Annotated in this window: 16 protein-coding genes, 2 pseudogenes and 1 riboswitch; of the genes and pseudogenes, 14 read left to right on the top strand and 4 right to left on the bottom strand. The window is 68.6% G+C overall.

Features of this window, described 5'->3' with window-relative positions; genetic code table 11:
* Positions 1-221: 221 nt before the first annotated feature.
* The gene (locus tag QEG98_RS35790) at positions 222-521 is read left to right on the top strand and encodes a hypothetical protein (protein WP_316564502.1); all 300 of its coding nucleotides are present in this window, start codon (positions 222-224) and stop codon (positions 519-521) included.
* A 12-nt stretch (positions 522-533) separates the two neighbouring features.
* Here the strand turns inward: QEG98_RS35790 and QEG98_RS35795 are convergent, their stop codons facing one another.
* Both QEG98_RS35795 and QEG98_RS35800 read right to left on the bottom strand, forming a co-directional pair.
* Positions 534-1,127, bottom strand: a complete 594-nt coding sequence (locus tag QEG98_RS35795) for a CoA pyrophosphatase (protein ID WP_316564503.1) — start codon at positions 1,125-1,127, stop codon at positions 534-536.
* 18 nt (positions 1,128-1,145) lie between these two features.
* Positions 1,146-2,039 carry an undecaprenyl-diphosphate phosphatase gene (locus tag QEG98_RS35800; RefSeq protein WP_141256678.1) on the bottom strand — a complete coding sequence of 298 codons (894 nt, stop codon included), beginning with the start codon at positions 2,037-2,039 and terminating at the stop codon, positions 1,146-1,148.
* A gap of 114 nt (positions 2,040-2,153) precedes the next feature.
* Between QEG98_RS35800 and QEG98_RS35805 the strand changes: the two genes are divergently transcribed.
* Both QEG98_RS35805 and ahcY read left to right on the top strand, forming a co-directional pair.
* A complete protein-coding gene (locus tag QEG98_RS35805) occupies positions 2,154-2,624 on the top strand; it encodes a YchJ family protein (protein WP_140867906.1) in 471 nt (156 codons plus the stop codon).
* A gap of 98 nt (positions 2,625-2,722) precedes the next feature.
* Positions 2,723-2,796: riboswitch (S-adenosyl-L-homocysteine riboswitch) on the top strand.
* Between the two features lie 91 nt (positions 2,797-2,887).
* On the top strand, positions 2,888-4,318 hold the full coding sequence (ahcY, locus tag QEG98_RS35810) for an adenosylhomocysteinase (protein ID WP_090488320.1): 1,431 nt from the start codon (positions 2,888-2,890) through the stop codon (positions 4,316-4,318).
* A gap of 271 nt (positions 4,319-4,589) precedes the next feature.
* Here ahcY and metK read toward each other — a convergent pair whose 3' ends face one another.
* A complete protein-coding gene (gene metK, locus QEG98_RS35815; protein ID WP_011556448.1) occupies positions 4,590-5,780 on the bottom strand; it encodes a methionine adenosyltransferase in 1,191 nt (396 codons plus the stop codon).
* A 239-nt stretch (positions 5,781-6,019) separates the two neighbouring features.
* Between metK and QEG98_RS35820 the strand changes: the two genes are divergently transcribed.
* The 11 genes and pseudogenes from QEG98_RS35820 (at position 6,020) to rpsN (ending at position 15,502) form a co-directional block, all read left to right on the top strand.
* Positions 6,020-6,595 (top strand): ABC transporter substrate-binding protein, encoded by a 576-nt coding sequence (locus QEG98_RS35820; protein ID WP_011556449.1) that lies wholly within the window; start codon positions 6,020-6,022, stop codon positions 6,593-6,595.
* Positions 6,596-6,699: 104 nt separating this feature from the next.
* Positions 6,700-8,837, top strand: a pseudogene (locus QEG98_RS35825) (site-specific recombinase).
* A gap of 112 nt (positions 8,838-8,949) precedes the next feature.
* Complete coding sequence (locus QEG98_RS35830; RefSeq protein ID WP_316564504.1) at positions 8,950-11,634, top strand: efflux RND transporter permease subunit; 2,685 nt, start codon at positions 8,950-8,952, stop codon at positions 11,632-11,634.
* A 69-nt stretch (positions 11,635-11,703) separates the two neighbouring features.
* Positions 11,704-12,300 (top strand): MXAN_6521/LA_1396 family lipoprotein, encoded by a 597-nt coding sequence (locus tag QEG98_RS35835; RefSeq protein ID WP_316564505.1) that lies wholly within the window; start codon positions 11,704-11,706, stop codon positions 12,298-12,300.
* A gap of 11 nt (positions 12,301-12,311) precedes the next feature.
* A complete protein-coding gene (locus QEG98_RS35840; protein WP_316564506.1) occupies positions 12,312-12,806 on the top strand; it encodes an MgtC/SapB family protein in 495 nt (164 codons plus the stop codon).
* A 162-nt stretch (positions 12,807-12,968) separates the two neighbouring features.
* Positions 12,969-13,133 (top strand): 50S ribosomal protein L33, encoded by a 165-nt coding sequence (gene rpmG, locus QEG98_RS35845; RefSeq protein WP_011556454.1) that lies wholly within the window; start codon positions 12,969-12,971, stop codon positions 13,131-13,133.
* Positions 13,130-13,717 (top strand): annotated as a pseudogene (locus QEG98_RS35850) (GTP-binding protein); the annotation flags it as partial. The gene rpmG and the pseudogene QEG98_RS35850, both read left to right, overlap by 4 nt.
* Positions 13,718-13,809: 92 nt before the next feature.
* Positions 13,810-14,376 (top strand): GTP-binding protein, encoded by a 567-nt coding sequence (locus QEG98_RS35855; protein ID WP_316564507.1) that lies wholly within the window; start codon positions 13,810-13,812, stop codon positions 14,374-14,376.
* Positions 14,376-14,756, top strand: a complete 381-nt coding sequence (locus tag QEG98_RS35860) for a DUF1826 domain-containing protein (protein WP_316564508.1) — start codon at positions 14,376-14,378, stop codon at positions 14,754-14,756. The genes QEG98_RS35855 and QEG98_RS35860 overlap by 1 nt, the downstream gene beginning before the upstream one ends.
* Before the next feature lie 11 nt (positions 14,757-14,767).
* Complete coding sequence (gene rpmB, locus QEG98_RS35865; protein ID WP_011556457.1) at positions 14,768-15,004, top strand: 50S ribosomal protein L28; 237 nt, start codon at positions 14,768-14,770, stop codon at positions 15,002-15,004.
* A 192-nt stretch (positions 15,005-15,196) separates the two neighbouring features.
* Positions 15,197-15,502 carry a 30S ribosomal protein S14 gene (rpsN, locus tag QEG98_RS35870; RefSeq protein WP_316564509.1) on the top strand — a complete coding sequence of 102 codons (306 nt, stop codon included), beginning with the start codon at positions 15,197-15,199 and terminating at the stop codon, positions 15,500-15,502.
* Positions 15,503-15,523: 21 nt separating this feature from the next.
* Here rpsN and QEG98_RS35875 read toward each other — a convergent pair whose 3' ends face one another.
* Positions 15,524-15,970, bottom strand: a complete 447-nt coding sequence (locus QEG98_RS35875; RefSeq protein ID WP_316564510.1) for a hypothetical protein — start codon at positions 15,968-15,970, stop codon at positions 15,524-15,526.
* Between the last annotated feature and the right edge of the window lie 42 nt (positions 15,971-16,012).

Genomic DNA, 16,012 nt, shown 5'->3' on the forward strand with positions numbered 1-16,012 from the left:
AATGGCCCCTCTCGAAAGTGAATCCATGGCTCGACAGGGTCACCCTGGGTGGGCCCATTGAAGGCGAGCCCTTCAACTGGGATGTCTTTGCGTTCACCATCGCAGCGAGAGCGCGCGAGGAAAGAAGCCCCGGTTGGGCCCACGTCGCCCTTCGCATCTACGATGCCCTCGCGAAACAACCTCCCTCGGGAGCTACAGAGCACTCATTCATGCTCTCGGCGATGAACTTGCGGGCAGGACTGATCTCCGAATTGGGCGAACGCGAAGGTGACCCCGTCCTCGACTCCGAGCCCATCGTCGCGTGGATCCAGTGCCTCACGACGATGTCGCTGGAGGAAGCGTCACGATGGATGGCACTGGCGCAGGAAGACTTCCGCGCCGTCCCCATCGAGAAGCTCCTCGTCATGCGAAGACTCAAGAACGCGCTCAACACCCTGGCCCACGCCCTGCCCAAGACACAGGTGGAGCAGAAGCACCCGGAGCTCGTCCCCTGGCTCCAGTTCCGAACGCGCCTGCCCTGACGCGACGGCGCCCTACCCCACCCCGCCAGGCACCTGCGTCACGTGGTTCAGGAAGTCGCGCAGGATGCGCGCCGTCGCGCCCCAGATGACGTGCGTCCCATACGTGTAGAAGTACAGGTCCCGCTCCGCGCCCATGATTTCCTTCTGCTCCACGCGGAGGATGGACGGGTCCAACAGCCCCGACAGTGGCACCTCCAGGATGAAGGCCACCTCCTCCGCGCTCGGCCGGTACTTCCCGTCCCCGGGAATCACCCCCACGAAGGGCCGCACCCGGTACTGCGAAATCGTGGGCACTTCATCCAGCATCCCCAGCACCCGCACGCCGCGCCGGTCGATGCCCAGCTCCTCTTCCGTCTCGCGCAGCGCCGTGTGCAGGGGCGTCGCGTCCTCGGGGTCGCGGCCTCCCCCGGGGAAGCTGTACTGATCCGCATGCGTCCGCAGCGTCGCGGGCCTGCGCGTGAAGAGCACGTGGGGCACGCCGTCCCGCTCGAACACCGGCACCAGCACCGAGGCCTCCCGCAGGGTCCACCCCGGCAGGTGCACCTCACGCGCCGGCCGAGAGGACAGCCGTGACTCCAGTGTCTGGAACAGCGCCTCCACACTCACGGCCCACGTCCTCTCACGCTAGTCGGTAATCTGCTTCTCCACCGGCGGAGTCCCCGGCTCGCCAGGGACCTCCACGTTCTCCGCTCCCGACATCGGGCTCAGCTTCCCCGTCTGGAGCAGCACCAGCAGCAGCACGCCCAGCGCCACGCGGTATACGACGAACACCAACGTCGTCCGCGTGCGCAGGAAGCGCAACAGCCACGCGATGGCCGCCATGCCCGACGCGAAGGCCACCAGCGTCCCTACCCAGAGCGCCATCGCGGAAGGCCGCGTCTCCGCCTCCAGCAGGTGCTTGAGCTCGAAGACGCCCGCCAGCGTGGTGGCCGGGATGGACAGCAGGAACGAGTAGCGTGCCGCATCCTCGCGCTTGAGCCCCAGCGACAGGCCGCCCGTCAGCGTCGTGCCAGAGCGAGACGCACCCGGAATCAGCGCCAGCGCCTGCCACATGCCGATGAGGATGCCATCCTTCCACCGCATGTCCGCCAGCGTCCGCTGGTGCGAGGCCCGCTTCTCCACCACGAGGAGGATGAGGGCCAGCACGATGAGGCTTCCGGAGATGACGTAGAGCGAGCGGAACTCGTTCTCGATGAACTTCTTCAACGTCAGCCCGGCGATGCCAACAGGCAACGTGCCCACCAGGACGAACCAGGCCAGCCGCGCCTCCAGCGTGCCGAAGGGCTCGCGCCGCGCCAGCCCCCGGAAGAAGGCCGCCACCAGCGAGACGATGTCCTTGCGGAAGTAGATGAGCACGGCCGCCACCGTGCCCAGTTGGATGACCGCCGAGTACGCCGCGCCCGGGTCCCTCCAGCCGAACAGCTCCGGCGCGATGCGCAGGTGCGCCGTGGAGCTGATGGGAAGGAACTCCGTGAGACCCTGGACCAGACCCAGGACGATGGCTTCGAGGAGGCTCATAGGGTGCGGCCCCCGGATGTATGCCTGCTCTCCCCGCCCAGCAAGGGTGTTCCACCGCCTCTGTACGCACGAACACCCACGGCCCGCGCGGGACGGGTAGGCTCGGACCGCACCATGCCCCCTGCCCCCCTCTGTCCCTGCTCCTCCGGCCTGCGCTACCGCGAGTGCTGCGCGCCCTTCCACCGAGGCGAGGCCGAGCCGCCCGACGCCGAGCGCCTCATGCGCAGCCGCTACAGCGCCTTCGCCCTGCGCGAGGTGGCCTGGCTGTGGAAGACGCTGCACCCCAGCCACCCGGACCGCGCGCGACCCCAGGACGAGGTGCTGCGCGAGCTGCGCGCCTTCGCCCAGGCGCACCAGTACCCGAAGCTGGTGGTGATGGACCGCCGGGAACCGGACGCGGACGGACTGGCGCAGGTGCTCTTCTTCGCCAAGGTGTTCGAGAAGGGAAAGGACCGCTCCTTCGTGGAGCGCTCCGACTTCCGCCACGACGGCACCGGCTGGCGCTACCTGTCCGGCGTGGCGCTGGCGCCCAAGGAGCTGGCCGTCCCTCCCGAGTCCCTCACGCTCGCCACGTTCCCTCGCTAGGTGGGCGCCTGGAAGTGGATGGAGCAGGCTGTCCGCCTGCCCCCCGGGGCGGCAGTCTCTCGTTGAAATGAAGGGGTCCTTTTCGTAGGTTCCCCGCTGACTTCGAGGAGCGCTGCGAGGCCGGACCCGGCCCCAGGCTCGAAGCGGAATCACCCAACGGCGCTCACCTGTACGCGTCTCTTGCGAGGGTGAGTCGTCGCAGCATTCACACCGAACTTCCCCGAGCCCGGAACGCCGCGCCCGCTGGACCAGGAGCCATTGCCATGACCGCCGCAACCAAGTCCCTGAAGCAGGATTACGCCATCGCCGACCTGTCGCTCGCCGACTGGGGCCGCAAGGAAATCCGCATCGCCGAGAGCGAAATGCCCGCGCTCATGGCCATCCGCGAGGAGTACGCCAAGACGCAGCCGCTCAAGGGCGCGCGCGTGACGGGCTCGCTGCACATGACCATCCAGACGGCCGTGCTGGTGGAGACGCTCCAGGCGCTGGGCGCCGAGGTCCGCTGGGCGTCGTGCAACATCTTCTCCACGCAGGACCACGCCGCCGCCGCGCTGGTGCAGGCCGGCACGCCGGTGTTCGCGCACAAGGGCGAGTCCCTCAAGGAGTACTGGGACTTCACCCACCGCATCTTCGACTTCGGCCCCGCGGGCAGCGACCACGAGGGCCCGAACATGATTCTGGACGACGGCGGTGACGCCACGCTGCTCATGCACCTGGGCAAGCGCGCGGAGAAGGACGCCAGCGTCCTGGCCAACCCCCAGAGCGAGGAAGAGCGCGAGCTGTACGCCGCCATCAAGGCGAAGCTGGCCGAGGACGCGACCTGGTACACGCGCAAGAGCGCGAAGATTCTCGGCGTCACCGAGGAGACCACCACGGGCGTGCACCGCCTCCAGGAGATGTCCGCCAAGGGCACGCTCCTGTTCCGCGCCATCAACGTCAACGACAGCGTGACGAAGAGCAAGTTCGACAACCTGTACGGTTGCCGTGAGTCGCTGGTGGACGGCATCAAGCGCGCCACGGACGTGATGATCGCCGGCAAGATTGCCGTCGTCGCGGGCTACGGCGACGTGGGCAAGGGCTCCGCGCAGGCGCTGCGCGCGCTGTCCGCCCAGGTGTGGGTGACGGAAATCGACCCCATCTGCGCGCTCCAGGCGGCCATGGAAGGCTACCGCGTCGTCACCATGGAGTACGCCGCGGACAAGGCGGACATCTTCGTGACGGCCACCGGTAACAAGGGCGTCATCACGCACGACCACATGGCGAAGATGAAGGACCAGGCCATCGTCTGCAACATCGGCCACTTCGACAACGAAATCGAGGTCGCCGCCCTGGAGAAGTACCAGTGGGAGGAGATCAAGCCGCAGGTCGACCACGTCATCTTCCCGGACAACAAGCGCATCATCCTGCTGGCCAAGGGCCGGCTGGTGAACCTGGGCTGCGGCACCGGCCACCCCAGCTACGTGATGTCCAGCTCGTTCGCGAACCAGACCATCGCGCAGATTGAGCTGTACTCGCACAGCGCCAACTACGAGGTCGGCAAGGTGTACGTGCTGCCCAAGCACCTGGACGAGAAGGTCGCTCGCCTCCAGCTCAAGAAGCTCAACGCGCAGCTCACCGAGCTGAGCCAGGAGCAGGCTGACTACATCGGCGTGAAGACCTCCGGCCCGTACAAGCCGGACACCTACCGCTACTGAGCGGTCCGCTGTCGCCCTCGCCCGCATGCACCGGGGCGAGGGCCTCGCCCAAGCGCCAGGCATCACGGGCGCGAGTAACGCTCAGGCAGAAACACAACGGGCCGCCTCCCTCGCTGGGAAGCGGCCCGTCTTGTTGCGGGCCCTCACGCGCCAGCGAAGCGCCCAGGCGGAAACACAACGGGCCGCCTCCTTCTGATGGAGACGGCCCGTGTGCTTACGAGCCCTCACGCGCCGGTGAGGCAGCGCGAGGGCCGAATTGAAGCGCCCTGCCTCAGACGGCCTTCAGGCGGCGGCCACCTGACGGCGTGGCGCTCTTGGCGGCATCCCGCAGCGCGTCCTTCTTCTCCTCGACGCGCTCCCAGGTGAACTCCTTCTCCGTGCGGCCGAAATGGCCGTAGGCGGCGGTCTTCTGGTAGATGGGCCGCAGCAGGTTCAGGTACTCGGTGATTTCGCGCGGACGCAGGCCGAACGTCTTGCGGACGGCCAGGGCGATGCGCTCTTCCGGAACCGTGGCGGTGCCGAAGGTCTCCACCATGACGCTGACGGGCTCGGCCACGCCGATGGCGTAGGACACCTGCACCTCGCAGCGCCGGGCCAGGCCCGCGGCCACCACCGTCTTGGCGATGTGACGGCCCATGTACGCGGCCGAGCGGTCCACCTTGGACGGGTCCTTGCCGCTGAACGCGCCGCCACCGTGACGGCCCATGCCGCCGTAGGTGTCCACGATGATCTTCCGGCCCGTCAGGCCGGAGTCACCCATGGGGCCACCCACCACGAAGCGGCCGGTGGGGTTGATGAAGAACTTCGTCTTGTTGTCGATGAGCTTCTTGGGCAGCGCCTTCGCGATGACGTCCTCGCGGATGGCCTCCTGGATCTTCTTGTTGGAGACCTCATCGGAGTGCTGCGTGGACACCACCACCGCGTCGATGCGGGCGGGGCGGCCGTCGCGGTACTCCACCGTCACCTGGCTCTTGCCGTCCGGGCGGATCCACGGGTGCTGCTTGCGACGCACATCCGCCAGGCGGCGGGTGATGGCGTGCGCGTAGTGGATGGGGGCCGGCATCAGCTCCGGCGTCTCATCGCAGGCGAAGCCGAACATCATGCCCTGGTCGCCGGCGCCCTGGTCCTTCTTGTTGTCGACACCCCGGGCGATGTCCTGGCTCTGGCCTTCGATGGCCACCATGACGCCGCAGGTGTTGCCGTCGTAGCCCATGGAGCTGTCGGTGTACCCGATGCGGCAGATGGTGCTGCGGACGAGCTTCGGGATGTCCACGTAACAGTTCGTCGTCACCTCACCCGCGACGATGGCGAGGCCCGTCTTGACGAGCGTCTCCACGGCGACGCGCGCCTGAGGGTCCTTGGCGATGATGGCATCCAGCACACCGTCGGAGATCTGGTCGGCGATCTTGTCCGGGTGGCCTTCAGTGACGGATTCAGACGTGAACAGGAAGTCGGTAGGCATGTCGTCTCAGAGGCTGCGCTGACAGTGCGCGAAGGCCGGACACTAGACGTGGCGTCCTAGAGGAGTCAAACGCGCAAGAGCGCCGCATCATTCAACTTTTCGGAATCCGCCAGCGAACAGCGACCAGGCTGGCGACGGCCGGATGGCCGCCTCCCACCCCAGCGTGAATTTCGCGAGGCGCCGGACGTTCCCTTGGGCTAACAGACGTCCGCGCATCCGCTCTGGAGGAGCAGCCCGACATGAACGCCCGCTTCCGTACCCTCGCCTTCCTGGCCACCTTCGCCTTCGCCCTCCCCGCGCTCGCCGCGAAGGAAGACCCCATCGCCAAGCCGGTGAAGACCGTCGTGCAGTCCGTGCGCTACGAGCGCGACGCCCTGGCCCTCAAGCACTTCGGCAGCCAGGAGCAGGGCAAGTTCCTGCTCGGCGACAACTGGGACAAGGGCACCGATGCGCAGCGCAAGGAGTTCGTCACGCTGTTCCAGGACCTCTTCGCGAACATCGCCTTCCCTCGCGTGCGGGAGAACTTCAAGAACCTGGACAGCATCACCTACGAGCCGTCGCAGGTGCAGGGCCCCGAGGCCACGGTGGCCTCCACCGTCTTCATCAAGCACCCGCTGAAGACGCAGGAGATGAAGCTCAAGTACCGCCTGGTGAAGGAAGCCGCCGCCTGGAAGGTCGTGGACGTGACGGTGCTGGGCTCGTCCATGCTTCAGGACATCCGGGACACGCAGGTGAAGCCGCTGATGGAGAAGGGCGGCTGGGACCTGCTGCTGGAGCGCATGCGCACGGAGCTGGCGAAGGTGAAGAAGAAGTAGCCCGCACCTGCCCGGCGGCCGGGCCACCAGGCTTCCCGGCCGCACCATTGTTTTCGCGGGGTCCGCGCATCGCGTAGAGTCGCCCCTCCCCTCGTGCCTGGCCGATGACCGACCCCGCCCCCGTGCCGTCCCCCGCCCCCAGGCAGCAGCCCTCCGCCCGCGAAGTGGACGCGTTCTGCATGCAGTACGCGCCCCGGGCGCCGGGCCACTCCGCCGTGCGGGATTTGTACCGGTTGCTGTGCAACGTGCCCGAGGGCAGCCTGGAGGACCGGCTCCAGTGGGTGGAGCGCTGGATGCAGTGGCTGCGCGAGCGCATCCCCGCCCACGCGCTGGTGGACGCCTCCGAACCCGAGGCCTCCGCCGCCGACACCCGGCTGGCCCTGATGGTGCGCGTGCTCGAAGGCGAGCCCGCCATGCGCGCCGCCCTCACGCGGCTGGTGGCCACCGTGTTCGAGGGCAGCCGGGGCCTCAAGCTCTTCGCCCAGGTGGGGCTGCCCGCCGGCCAGGGCTTCTTCGCGGAGGCGTCGGACCGGCTCGCCCGTTCGCTGCTGCCCGCCCCTCCGGAGCCCGGCAAGCTGTCGGAGCTGCTGCTGCGCCTGTGCCCGGACCCGGACGACGCGGACTGGCTGGCACGGCTGTCCCCCGCGCGGCTCGCGCAGCTCGCGGCGCTGGTCGGCGAACCCGCGTCGCCAGGGCCCATGCCCGCCGCCCGCGTGCGCGCGGATTTGATGGACGCGCTGCTGCTGCTGGCGGTGCAGGTGGCGGCCCTGGGCATGGCCGAGGACGTGCGCGACCGCAGCCCGGAGACGTCCTTCCGTGCCTCGCCCTTCCTGCGGATGCGGCTGGTCTGTGACGCGGTCCTGGCGCGCGACGCGGCGGCGGACACGCTGCGGGATTTATCGCAATGCGTGGCCGACTGCCGCCAGGTGGTGGGCAGCGTGTCACGCCACCTGGAGGACTCGGGCGTCAGCGTGGACCTGGTGTACCGGCTGGAGCGCATCCGCCGGGGCCTGGAGCGCATGGAGGCCATTGCCCGCGTGCTGGGGGCCCCTCGGGGCGAAGCGCGCTGGCGCGAGGCCATGGCGCTGGTGTCGGACCTGCTGCGGCGCGCGCACGCGGACCGCTCCGTGGTGGAGCTGGTGAAGCGCAACATGCGGATGCTGGCGCGCAAAATCATCGAACGCGCGGGGCACTCCGGCGAGCACTACATCACCAGCACCCGCGAGGGCTTCCACGCGATGGTGCACTCCGCGGCGGGCGGCGGGCTGGTCACGGCGATGGCGGTGGCCGCCAAGATGCTCCTGTCGGGCCTGATGCTGGCGCCCTTCTTCTCCTTCCTCGCCGTGGGCCTCAACTACGCCCTGGCCTTCCTCCTCATCCAAGCGCTGGGCTTCACCCTGGCCACCAAGCAGCCGTCCGTGACGGCGGCCACGCTGGCGGGCGCGGTGGGAGAAGGTGCCCGAGGGGAGCGGCTGGCGAGCCTGGTGGAGCTCATCCCGCGAATCACCCGCTCCCAGTTGGCGGCCTTCATGGGCAACCTGGGCGTGGTGGCCCCGGCGGCCATCGTGTTCGCGCTGGGGTACCAGTTCATCACCGGCCACACCTTCCTGAGCCCGGCCAAGGCCCAGGCCACGGTGGCCTCGCTGCATCCGTGGAAGAGCGGCACGCTGATATTCGCCGCCATGACGGGCGTCATGCTGTGGATGAGCAGCGTGGCGGGTGGTTGGCTGGAGAACTTCGTGGTGTACCGGCGGCTGCCCGAGGCGCTGGCCCACCACCGCGTGCTGCGGCGACTCCTGGGGAGGCGCGCGCCCGGCGGCTGGCGGACACCTTCCAGCACGCGGCCTCCGGCCTGGGGGCCAACGTGACGCTGGGCTTCCTGCTGGCCCTGGGGCCGTTGGTGGGCGGCTTCTTCGGCCTGACGCTGGACGTGCGCCACGTCACCTTCGTGCTCGGCTCGCTCTCCCTGGCGGGCACGGCGATGGGACCCGGCGCGGTGCTCCAGCCGGAGTTCCTGGCCGCGCTGGCGGGCATGGCCCTCACCGGCCTCATCAACTTCGGGGTGTCCTTCTCGCTGGCGCTGGGGGTGGCCGTCCGCGCCCGCGACGTCCCGGCCCGCGAGGCCCTGCCCTTCCTGCGCGCCGTGCTCTCGCACCTGGTGAAGCACCCGCGCTCGTTCCTTTTGCCTCCCAAGGAACCGGAAAACGACGTGCTGCGGGTCACCGCGCCGCCCGCCCACTGAGGGCGGGCCCTGGGGCGCCCCGCCATGACGCGGGCGTCCGTGGCAGGGCAGCGACCTGGCGGCCGGGCTTTGCCTTTCGGGTCAGGGCGTTTGCCAGTAGGGTCGCCGCCGCATGAGCGGCGATAGAAATCCGAACTCCCACTCCCGTTTCGCCCAAGCCTTTGCCGGACTGCTGGTCCGCAGGCCCGGGGCGGTCCTCCTCGTGATGCTGGCCCTGCTGGCCGTGTCGCTGTGGGGGACGTCGAAGCTGCACATCAACTCCAACCAGCTCGACCTCATCTCCCAGGACCTGGAAGAGGTGAAGGACGTCAAGCAGGTCATCGACATGGTGGGCGGCAGCGGCTTCCTCATGGTCGCCCTGCGCTCGGAGGACGAGGCCGCGCTCAAGCGCACCGCCGACGACCTCGCGAAAATCATGCAGGACGACAAGGAGAACGTCCGCAACGTCTCCTACAAGCTGCCCGTCGAGTTCATCCAGCAGAACATGGTCCTCTTCGTGAAGACGGAGGACCTGGTCGAGGGCAAGCGCCGCATCATGGCGTTCCTGCGCGACAAGCTGAAGCGCAGCAACCCGTTCTTCATCGACCTGGGCGGCTCCAAGCCCGTCGAGCTCGACATGCAGGACCTGGTCGACAAGTACTCCTCCATTGGCAAGAAGAGCATCCGCGACGACTACAACATCTCCAACGACAAGAAGATGTTGATGCTGCTCGTCAAGCCGATGTGGGACAACACCGAAATCGGCAAGACGAAGGACTACCTTGAGCGGCTCAAGGGCCAGATTGACGCGTACTCCGCGCAGCCGGGCAAGGTGAAGCTGGTGGAGGACTACCAGCTGATGGGTGATGGAAAGACCATCGCCTACGGCTTCACCGGTTCCTACAAGACGACGGTGGATGACTCCTTCGCGATTGAAGAGTCGCTGGAGCCGGTGACGCTCATTGCCCTGGGCTCCATCTTCCTCATCACCATCATCTTCTTCCGCAAGCTGGCGCCGACCTTCCTGGTCGTCATCGGCACGGTGGTAGGCACGATTTATACGCTCGGGTTCACCTACGCGACGGTGGGCGAGCTGAACATGATTACGTCCATCCTGGGCGGCATCCTGCTCGGCTTCGGCATCGACTACGGCATCCACTTCATCTTCCGCACCCGGCTGGAGCTGGGCATGGGCAAGCCGTACGACGTGGCCATCCGGGACGCGGTGATGAATGCGGGCCGCCCGGCCGCGGTGGCCGCGGTGGTGACGGCGGGCTCCTTCTTCGTGCTGATGGTCAGCGAGTTCCGCGGCTTCAGCCAGTTCGGCTTCCTGGCCGGCGCGGGCACGCTCATCCTGGGCCTGACGCTGTTCTGCTGGAGCGCGGCCATCCTGGCGCTGGCCGGCCGCATCAACCCGGAGCTGCCCCAGAAGCTCATCGGCGTGATGAAGCCGCCGCCCACCAACTCCGCCACCACCGGCAAGGAGCTGCGCATCCCCAAGCCGAAGATGGTGCTGGGCATCAGCACGGCCATCGTCGCGCTCATCTGCGCCGCCGCGGTGCCCTGGGCCGGTTCGGAGGAGCCGCCCAAGGGCGTGGAGCTGGGCTTCTTCGAGCGCCTCAAGTACGGCGTGAGCTTCAACTACAACACCCGCGCGCTCATCCCCGACGGCATGTCGTCCGTGCTGCTCCAGGACGAAATCAACGAGCGCTTCAACATCTCCAGCGACCCGATGGCCATCTACACCAAGGACCTGGACGAGGCCGAAGGTGTGTACCGGGAGCTGACGCAGAACGCGCACAAGTACCCCTCCATCGACCAGGTGGTGAGCATCTTCACCTTCGTGCCCCCGGCGGAGACGGCCGCGGCCAACGCCAAGGTGCTGGAGGAGTGGAAGGCGGAGATGCAGCAGTTGGAGGACGAGGGCTTCTCCGTCGCCGCGCTGCCGCCGGAGATGCAGGCCAACGCGGACTTCTTCAAGAAGGTGCTGGACGCCAAGCCCTTCGACGTCCACGGCGTCCCGGCCAACTACACCGCGCAGTTCCGCAACCTGCCCTCCGCGAAGCCGGAGAACCACGGCTACCTCACGTACATCTACGCGAGCGTGGACCTGATGGACGGCCAGAAGATGCTGAAGTTCTCCGACGAGACGAAGGTCATCAAGGCCGCGTACACGCCGGGCAAGTTCGACCAGGACGCGTGGGACCCCAAGGCCCCCACGGTGGAGAAGGAGTTCCGCGCCGCGGGCGCCACGCAGCTCTACGCGCGGCTGGCGCGCATCGTCCTCTGGGACGGCAAGGTCACCGTGGTGCTCACCGCGCTCTGGATTCTGGCCATGCACTTCCTGGACTTCCGCAACGTGAAGCTGGCGCTGGCGTCCGTGATTCCGCTCGGCGTGGGCGTGGCGATGATGCTGGGCATCATGGCGCTGACGGGGCTGCGCCTGAACTTCATGAACATCATCATCCTGCCCATCCTCCTGGGCTTCGGGGTGAGTCACGGCCTCTACCTGCTCCACCGCTTCCTGGAGGGCACCTCACCCCTGGTGGCCTTGCGCAGCGTGGGCGCGGCCGTGGCGTCCTCCACGCTCACGGCGGTGGTGGCCTTCGCGGCGCTGCTGGCCGCGGCCCACAACGGCCTGCGCTCCATGGGTCTGGTAGCGTGCATTGGCCTCATCACCACGCTGGTGGTGTCCTTCACGGTGCTGGCCGCGGTGATGCAGCTCATGTACGACCGGCGTCAGCGCGAGTCGGGCGCGTCCTCCGGTGAGGGCGGCTCGACTGGCGGTGGCAAGGACACCGAGCCGAAGGCGGCCTGAGCCGCCTGGCCCGGGCGTGCACCTGAAGGAGGCCCCCTTCCCGCGGAAGGGGGCCGGGAGAGGGACATCATGATGAAGCGACTGTTGCCCGTGCTCGGGCTGGGCCTGCTGTCCGGATGCTCCGCGGTGAAGAATCAGCGGCTGCGCAGTGACTACGACACGGTGGACAAGCACCAGGTGAAGCGACTGGTGGTGGTGACGCAGCCGCTGCCCGACGGCAAGGTCGCCGTGGGCGAGCTGTGGAGCCTCATCGCCCGCCAGTGGGTGAACCAGAACCGCGACTTCCTGGTGAAGGAGAGCGCGGCGCTGCCCGACGTGCCCACGGACGCCACGTTCAAGACGCTGTGCGTGGAGGGGCTGGAGGGCGTGCTCTGGCTGTCCCCCCAGATTCAGCTCCGGGGCAGCGGCGCGGAGGCCGCGGTGAGCGCGAAGCTGGTGCGCTGCCGCGACGGTGAAGAGGTCTGGTCCGCCGACGCCGCCGGGAGCTGGAACTCCAAGGACGCGGACTACGAGCAGCGCGTGGGTCAGTACGTCCAGGAGCTGGGTGAAGAAGTGGCGCCCTACGTGGTGCCGTCCAGCAAGCTGCTGACGGCCACGCTGGCCACCTTGCCCAATCCCGAACTGAGCGAAGCGGACAAGGACGAGAAAATCGAGCTGGGTGAGTAGGCTCCCCGCTCGTGGATGAGCAGATTGTCGCGCTGAGATTGGCCCTGGCCGCCCTGCTGGGGGGCGTGCTGGGCCTGGAGCGTGAGGTGCGCGGCCAGGCGGCCGGGCTGCGCACCCACATCCTCGTCTCCCTGGGCGCGTGCTGCTTCACGCTGGCCAGCGTCTTCATCGAAGTGGCGTTGGGCCCTGACACCCCCGAAGGTACCCGAGGCGACATCAGCCGCATCGCCAGCCAGGTGGTGGTGGGCATCGGCTTCCTCGGCGCGGGCGTCATCCTGCGCCACAACGGACAGGTGAAGGGACTGACGACGGCGGCCAACCTCTGGCTCACCGCGTCCGTGGGCCTGGCTGCCGGCCTGGGCTTCTACTTCGCCGCCGTCACCACCATGACCATCGCCCTGCTGTGCCTGGCGGGCCTGCGCCCCCTGGAGCGCGCCATCAGGCGCTACCGGAAGCGGCAAAGCGCGACTCGCATCCCGGACGTGGACGAAGACGCCGAGGCTTAGCGGCGCGCGCTCTCCGGACGTCGGGCCCGCGCAGTTGCTTGCACGACAAACGCAACTCAGATACAACAACACCCGACACATCAACACCGCCATCCCGACGTGACTCCGCGGCAGCGAATCGTCGCGGCATGCCCTGTCATGTCCGCGCGGCTGGAGCCCACCATGCCCAAGGGAAACCGCACCATCATCCATCTCGTGTCGTCGGCGGGGACTGGCTACGTCTACACAACGACGAAGAACAAGCGGAAGTCGCAGGAGAAGCTCCAGCTCAGGAAGTACGACCCGCGCGTGCGCAAGCATGTGCTGTTCGTGGAGGGCAAGCCATGACGGCGCCCGCGGCCACGGCCCGGCTGCCGGTAACGGTGCTCTCCGGCTTCCTGGGCGCGGGCAAGACGACGCTGCTCAACCACGTCCTCCAGAACCGGGAGGGCCTGCGGGTGGCGGTCATCGTCAACGACATGAGCGAGGTGAACATCGACGGCCGGCTGGTGAAGACGGGCGGCGGCGCGCTGAGCCGCGTGGACGAGAAGCTGGTGGAGCTGTCCAACGGCTGCATCTGCTGCACGCTGCGCGAGGACCTGCTGCTGGAGGTCTCCCGGCTCGCCCGGGAGGGCCGCTTCGACTACCTGCTCATCGAATCCACCGGCATCTCCGAACCGCTGCCCGTCGCGGAGACGTTCACCTTCACGGACGAGCAGGGCCAGGGGCTGTCGGACGTCGCGCGGCTGGACACGCTCGTCACGGTGGTGGACGCCCTCAACTTCCTGCGGGACTGGAGCGCCGCGGATGACCTCGCCGCGCGCGGACTGGCCGCGGCGGACGAGGACGAGCGCACCGTGGTGGACCTGCTGGTGGAGCAGGTGGAGTTCGCGGACGTGCTCGTCCTCAACAAGACGGACCTCGTCCCGGCGAAGGAGCTGGCCCGGCTGAAGGACATCCTGCGCAAGCTCAACCCGGACGCGCACCTCGTCACCTCCGAGCGGGGCCGCGTGCCCCCTCCGCGGTGCTCAACACCGGCCGCTTCGACTTCGAACGCGCGCGGCGCGCCCCGGGCTGGCTCAAGGAGCTGCGGGGCGAACACACGCCGGAGACGGAGACCTACGGCATCCGCAGCTTCGTCTTCCGCGGCCGCGTGCCCTTCCACCCCGCGCGGCTGTGGGACTTCATCCACGAGAGCTGGAAGGGCGTGCTGCGCTCCAAGGGCTTCTTCTGGCTCGCCACGCGGATGGACATCGCCGGTGTCTGGGCCCAGGCGGGCGGCGCCTGCAGCTTCGAGCCCGGCGGCGTGTGGTGGGACGCGATGCCCCGCGCCGAGTGGCCGGAGGATGCCCAGGCGCGCGCCGACATCGAGCGCGAGTGCGTGGGCCCACACGGCGACCGGCGGCAGGAAATCGTCTTCATCACCCAGGACGCGGACCACGAGGAGATGGCCCGGCTGCTGGAGGCGTGTCTGCTCACGCCGGAGGAGCTGGCGCGCGGGCCCCAACACTGGGTGCGTCTGGAGGACCCGTTTCCCGAATGGCAGGTGCAGCGGACGGACGCGCCCGACGAGGACGAGGAGCGCGCCTGATGCAGACCGCCCTCCGCTCCCTCGCTCCGCCCGCCCATGCCTTCGTGTGGACGCCCGAGGAGCTCGCGGGCATCTACCGCGAGGACCTCAACCGCTGCGTGTGGCGCCGGGGCCTGGACGCGCCGCTGGCGCATTGGCTCAGCGACGTGGCGGCCACCCGCGAGTTGGACGTCATCGCCCGCGTACGGGGCGACGCGCCGGATTTGCGGCGCCGGTTGGATGGGCTGCCCGCGCCCGTCCACGCGCTGGAGCGCTTCGACGTGGCGCTCCTCAAGGGCGAGTCCTGGCCCGGCAATCAGGGCAACGGCGCCGTGCACCGCTCTCCCGCCATCGCCAGCAGTGGTCGGCGGCGGCTCTTTCTCTCCATCGAAGCACTCTAGAGGACCCCACCATGTCGAAGGTCTGCCAGGTCACCGGGAAGCGGCCACTCGTCGGCAACACCGTCTCCCACGCCAACAACCGGCACAAGCGGCGCTCGCTGCCGAACCTCCAGTGGCACCGCTTCTGGGTGCCCAGCATGAACCGCTTCGTGAAGCTGCGGGTGAGCACGCACGGCATCCGCATCATCAACCAGCGCGGCATCGACCGCGTGGTGCGGGAGCTGCTCGCGGAGGGAGTGAAGCTCTGATGCGCCGGCGCGATGGACGCCCCACCCGCCCCACCCGCCTCCGGGCCGCCGCGCGGCACCGGCTTCATGGCCGTGAGTTCGCGCCCCCGCTGCTCGTCGACGTCGGGGCGGACGACGCGGACGAATCCCCGGCACCGCCGCCCCACCTGAACGTCGTCCCTCCCCCGCCCCCTGAGCGAGAAAGACACAGCCATGGCGAAGAAGAGCAAGGTCGCGCGCAACGCGCAGCGCAAGGCCCTGGTCGCGAAGTACGCGAAGCGCCGCGCGGCGCTGAAGGCGCGCATCCGCGACCTCACCCTGCCCTATGAAGAAAGGCGCGCGGCGCAGGACGCGCTGGCGTCACTGCCCCGCGACTCGAACCCCAACCGCGTGACGAACCGCTGCGCGCTGACGGGAAGGCCTCGGGGCAACCTGAGGCGCTTCGGCCTGTCTCGCATCGCGTTCCGTGAGAAGGCGCTCCGGGGAGAGATTCCCGGCGTCGTCAAGTCGAGCTGGTGAGCAACGCCGCAGCGGGGGCGCTCAGTGGCGCGTGTACCGCCGCGCATCCGCGGAAGGGGCCTCGCGACGAGGCGCCGCTTCGCCCTCCCCGCGGGCCCACTGCTGCATGCCGGAGGGCTCCCGGGCCGAAGACGGCGCCGAGGACTCTTCGTCGGTGTCGTCGTCCGCCCAGCCCAGTCCGCCCGTCAAGTCGTGCTGGAGCGGCAGGCCCGCCGTGGTGGAGGACCGCCGCGCGGGTGCCAGGGCCTCCGGCTTGAGGTCCGGCAGGTGCGACAACTCCTCACGCAGGTAGACGTCCTCCCCGTCGATGTCCGCCACATCCGAGAAGGACAGCCGGCAGTCGCGCGTGAAGAGGCGCCCCCTGCCGATGAAGAAACCCGCCGCGTCCGCGGCGATGATGGTGCCCACCTCCTCACCGTCCCGGTCTCTCGCGGTCATACCCATCTGGATGTTGGCGGGATTGAACATGCTTGCTCCTGGGGCGCCCCCCTGTGCTCGTCCCGGCAAGTT

The organism is Myxococcus sp. MxC21-1 (genome assembly GCF_032612255.1).
GTDB classification, from domain to species: domain Bacteria; phylum Myxococcota; class Myxococcia; order Myxococcales; family Myxococcaceae; genus Myxococcus; species Myxococcus virescens.

Coding starts and splice junctions, on each gene's coding strand:
- QEG98_RS35790 (WP_316564502.1), top strand. CDS start 222: ATGAACTTGCGGGCAGGACTGATCTCCGAATTGGGCGAACGCGAAGGT.
- QEG98_RS35800 (WP_141256678.1), bottom strand. CDS start 2,039: ATGAGCCTCCTCGAAGCCATCGTCCTGGGTCTGGTCCAGGGTCTCACG.
- QEG98_RS35805 (WP_140867906.1), top strand. CDS start 2,154: ATGCCCCCTGCCCCCCTCTGTCCCTGCTCCTCCGGCCTGCGCTACCGC.
- ahcY (WP_090488320.1), top strand. CDS start 2,888: ATGACCGCCGCAACCAAGTCCCTGAAGCAGGATTACGCCATCGCCGAC.
- metK (WP_011556448.1), bottom strand. CDS start 5,780: ATGCCTACCGACTTCCTGTTCACGTCTGAATCCGTCACTGAAGGCCAC.
- QEG98_RS35820 (WP_011556449.1), top strand. CDS start 6,020: ATGAACGCCCGCTTCCGTACCCTCGCCTTCCTGGCCACCTTCGCCTTC.
- QEG98_RS35830 (WP_316564504.1), top strand. CDS start 8,950: ATGAGCGGCGATAGAAATCCGAACTCCCACTCCCGTTTCGCCCAAGCC.
- QEG98_RS35835 (WP_316564505.1), top strand. CDS start 11,704: ATGATGAAGCGACTGTTGCCCGTGCTCGGGCTGGGCCTGCTGTCCGGA.
- rpmG (WP_011556454.1), top strand. CDS start 12,969: ATGCCCAAGGGAAACCGCACCATCATCCATCTCGTGTCGTCGGCGGGG.
- QEG98_RS35860 (WP_316564508.1), top strand. CDS start 14,376: ATGCAGACCGCCCTCCGCTCCCTCGCTCCGCCCGCCCATGCCTTCGTG.
- rpmB (WP_011556457.1), top strand. CDS start 14,768: ATGTCGAAGGTCTGCCAGGTCACCGGGAAGCGGCCACTCGTCGGCAAC.
- rpsN (WP_316564509.1), top strand. CDS start 15,197: ATGGCGAAGAAGAGCAAGGTCGCGCGCAACGCGCAGCGCAAGGCCCTG.
- QEG98_RS35875 (WP_316564510.1), bottom strand. CDS start 15,970: ATGTTCAATCCCGCCAACATCCAGATGGGTATGACCGCGAGAGACCGG.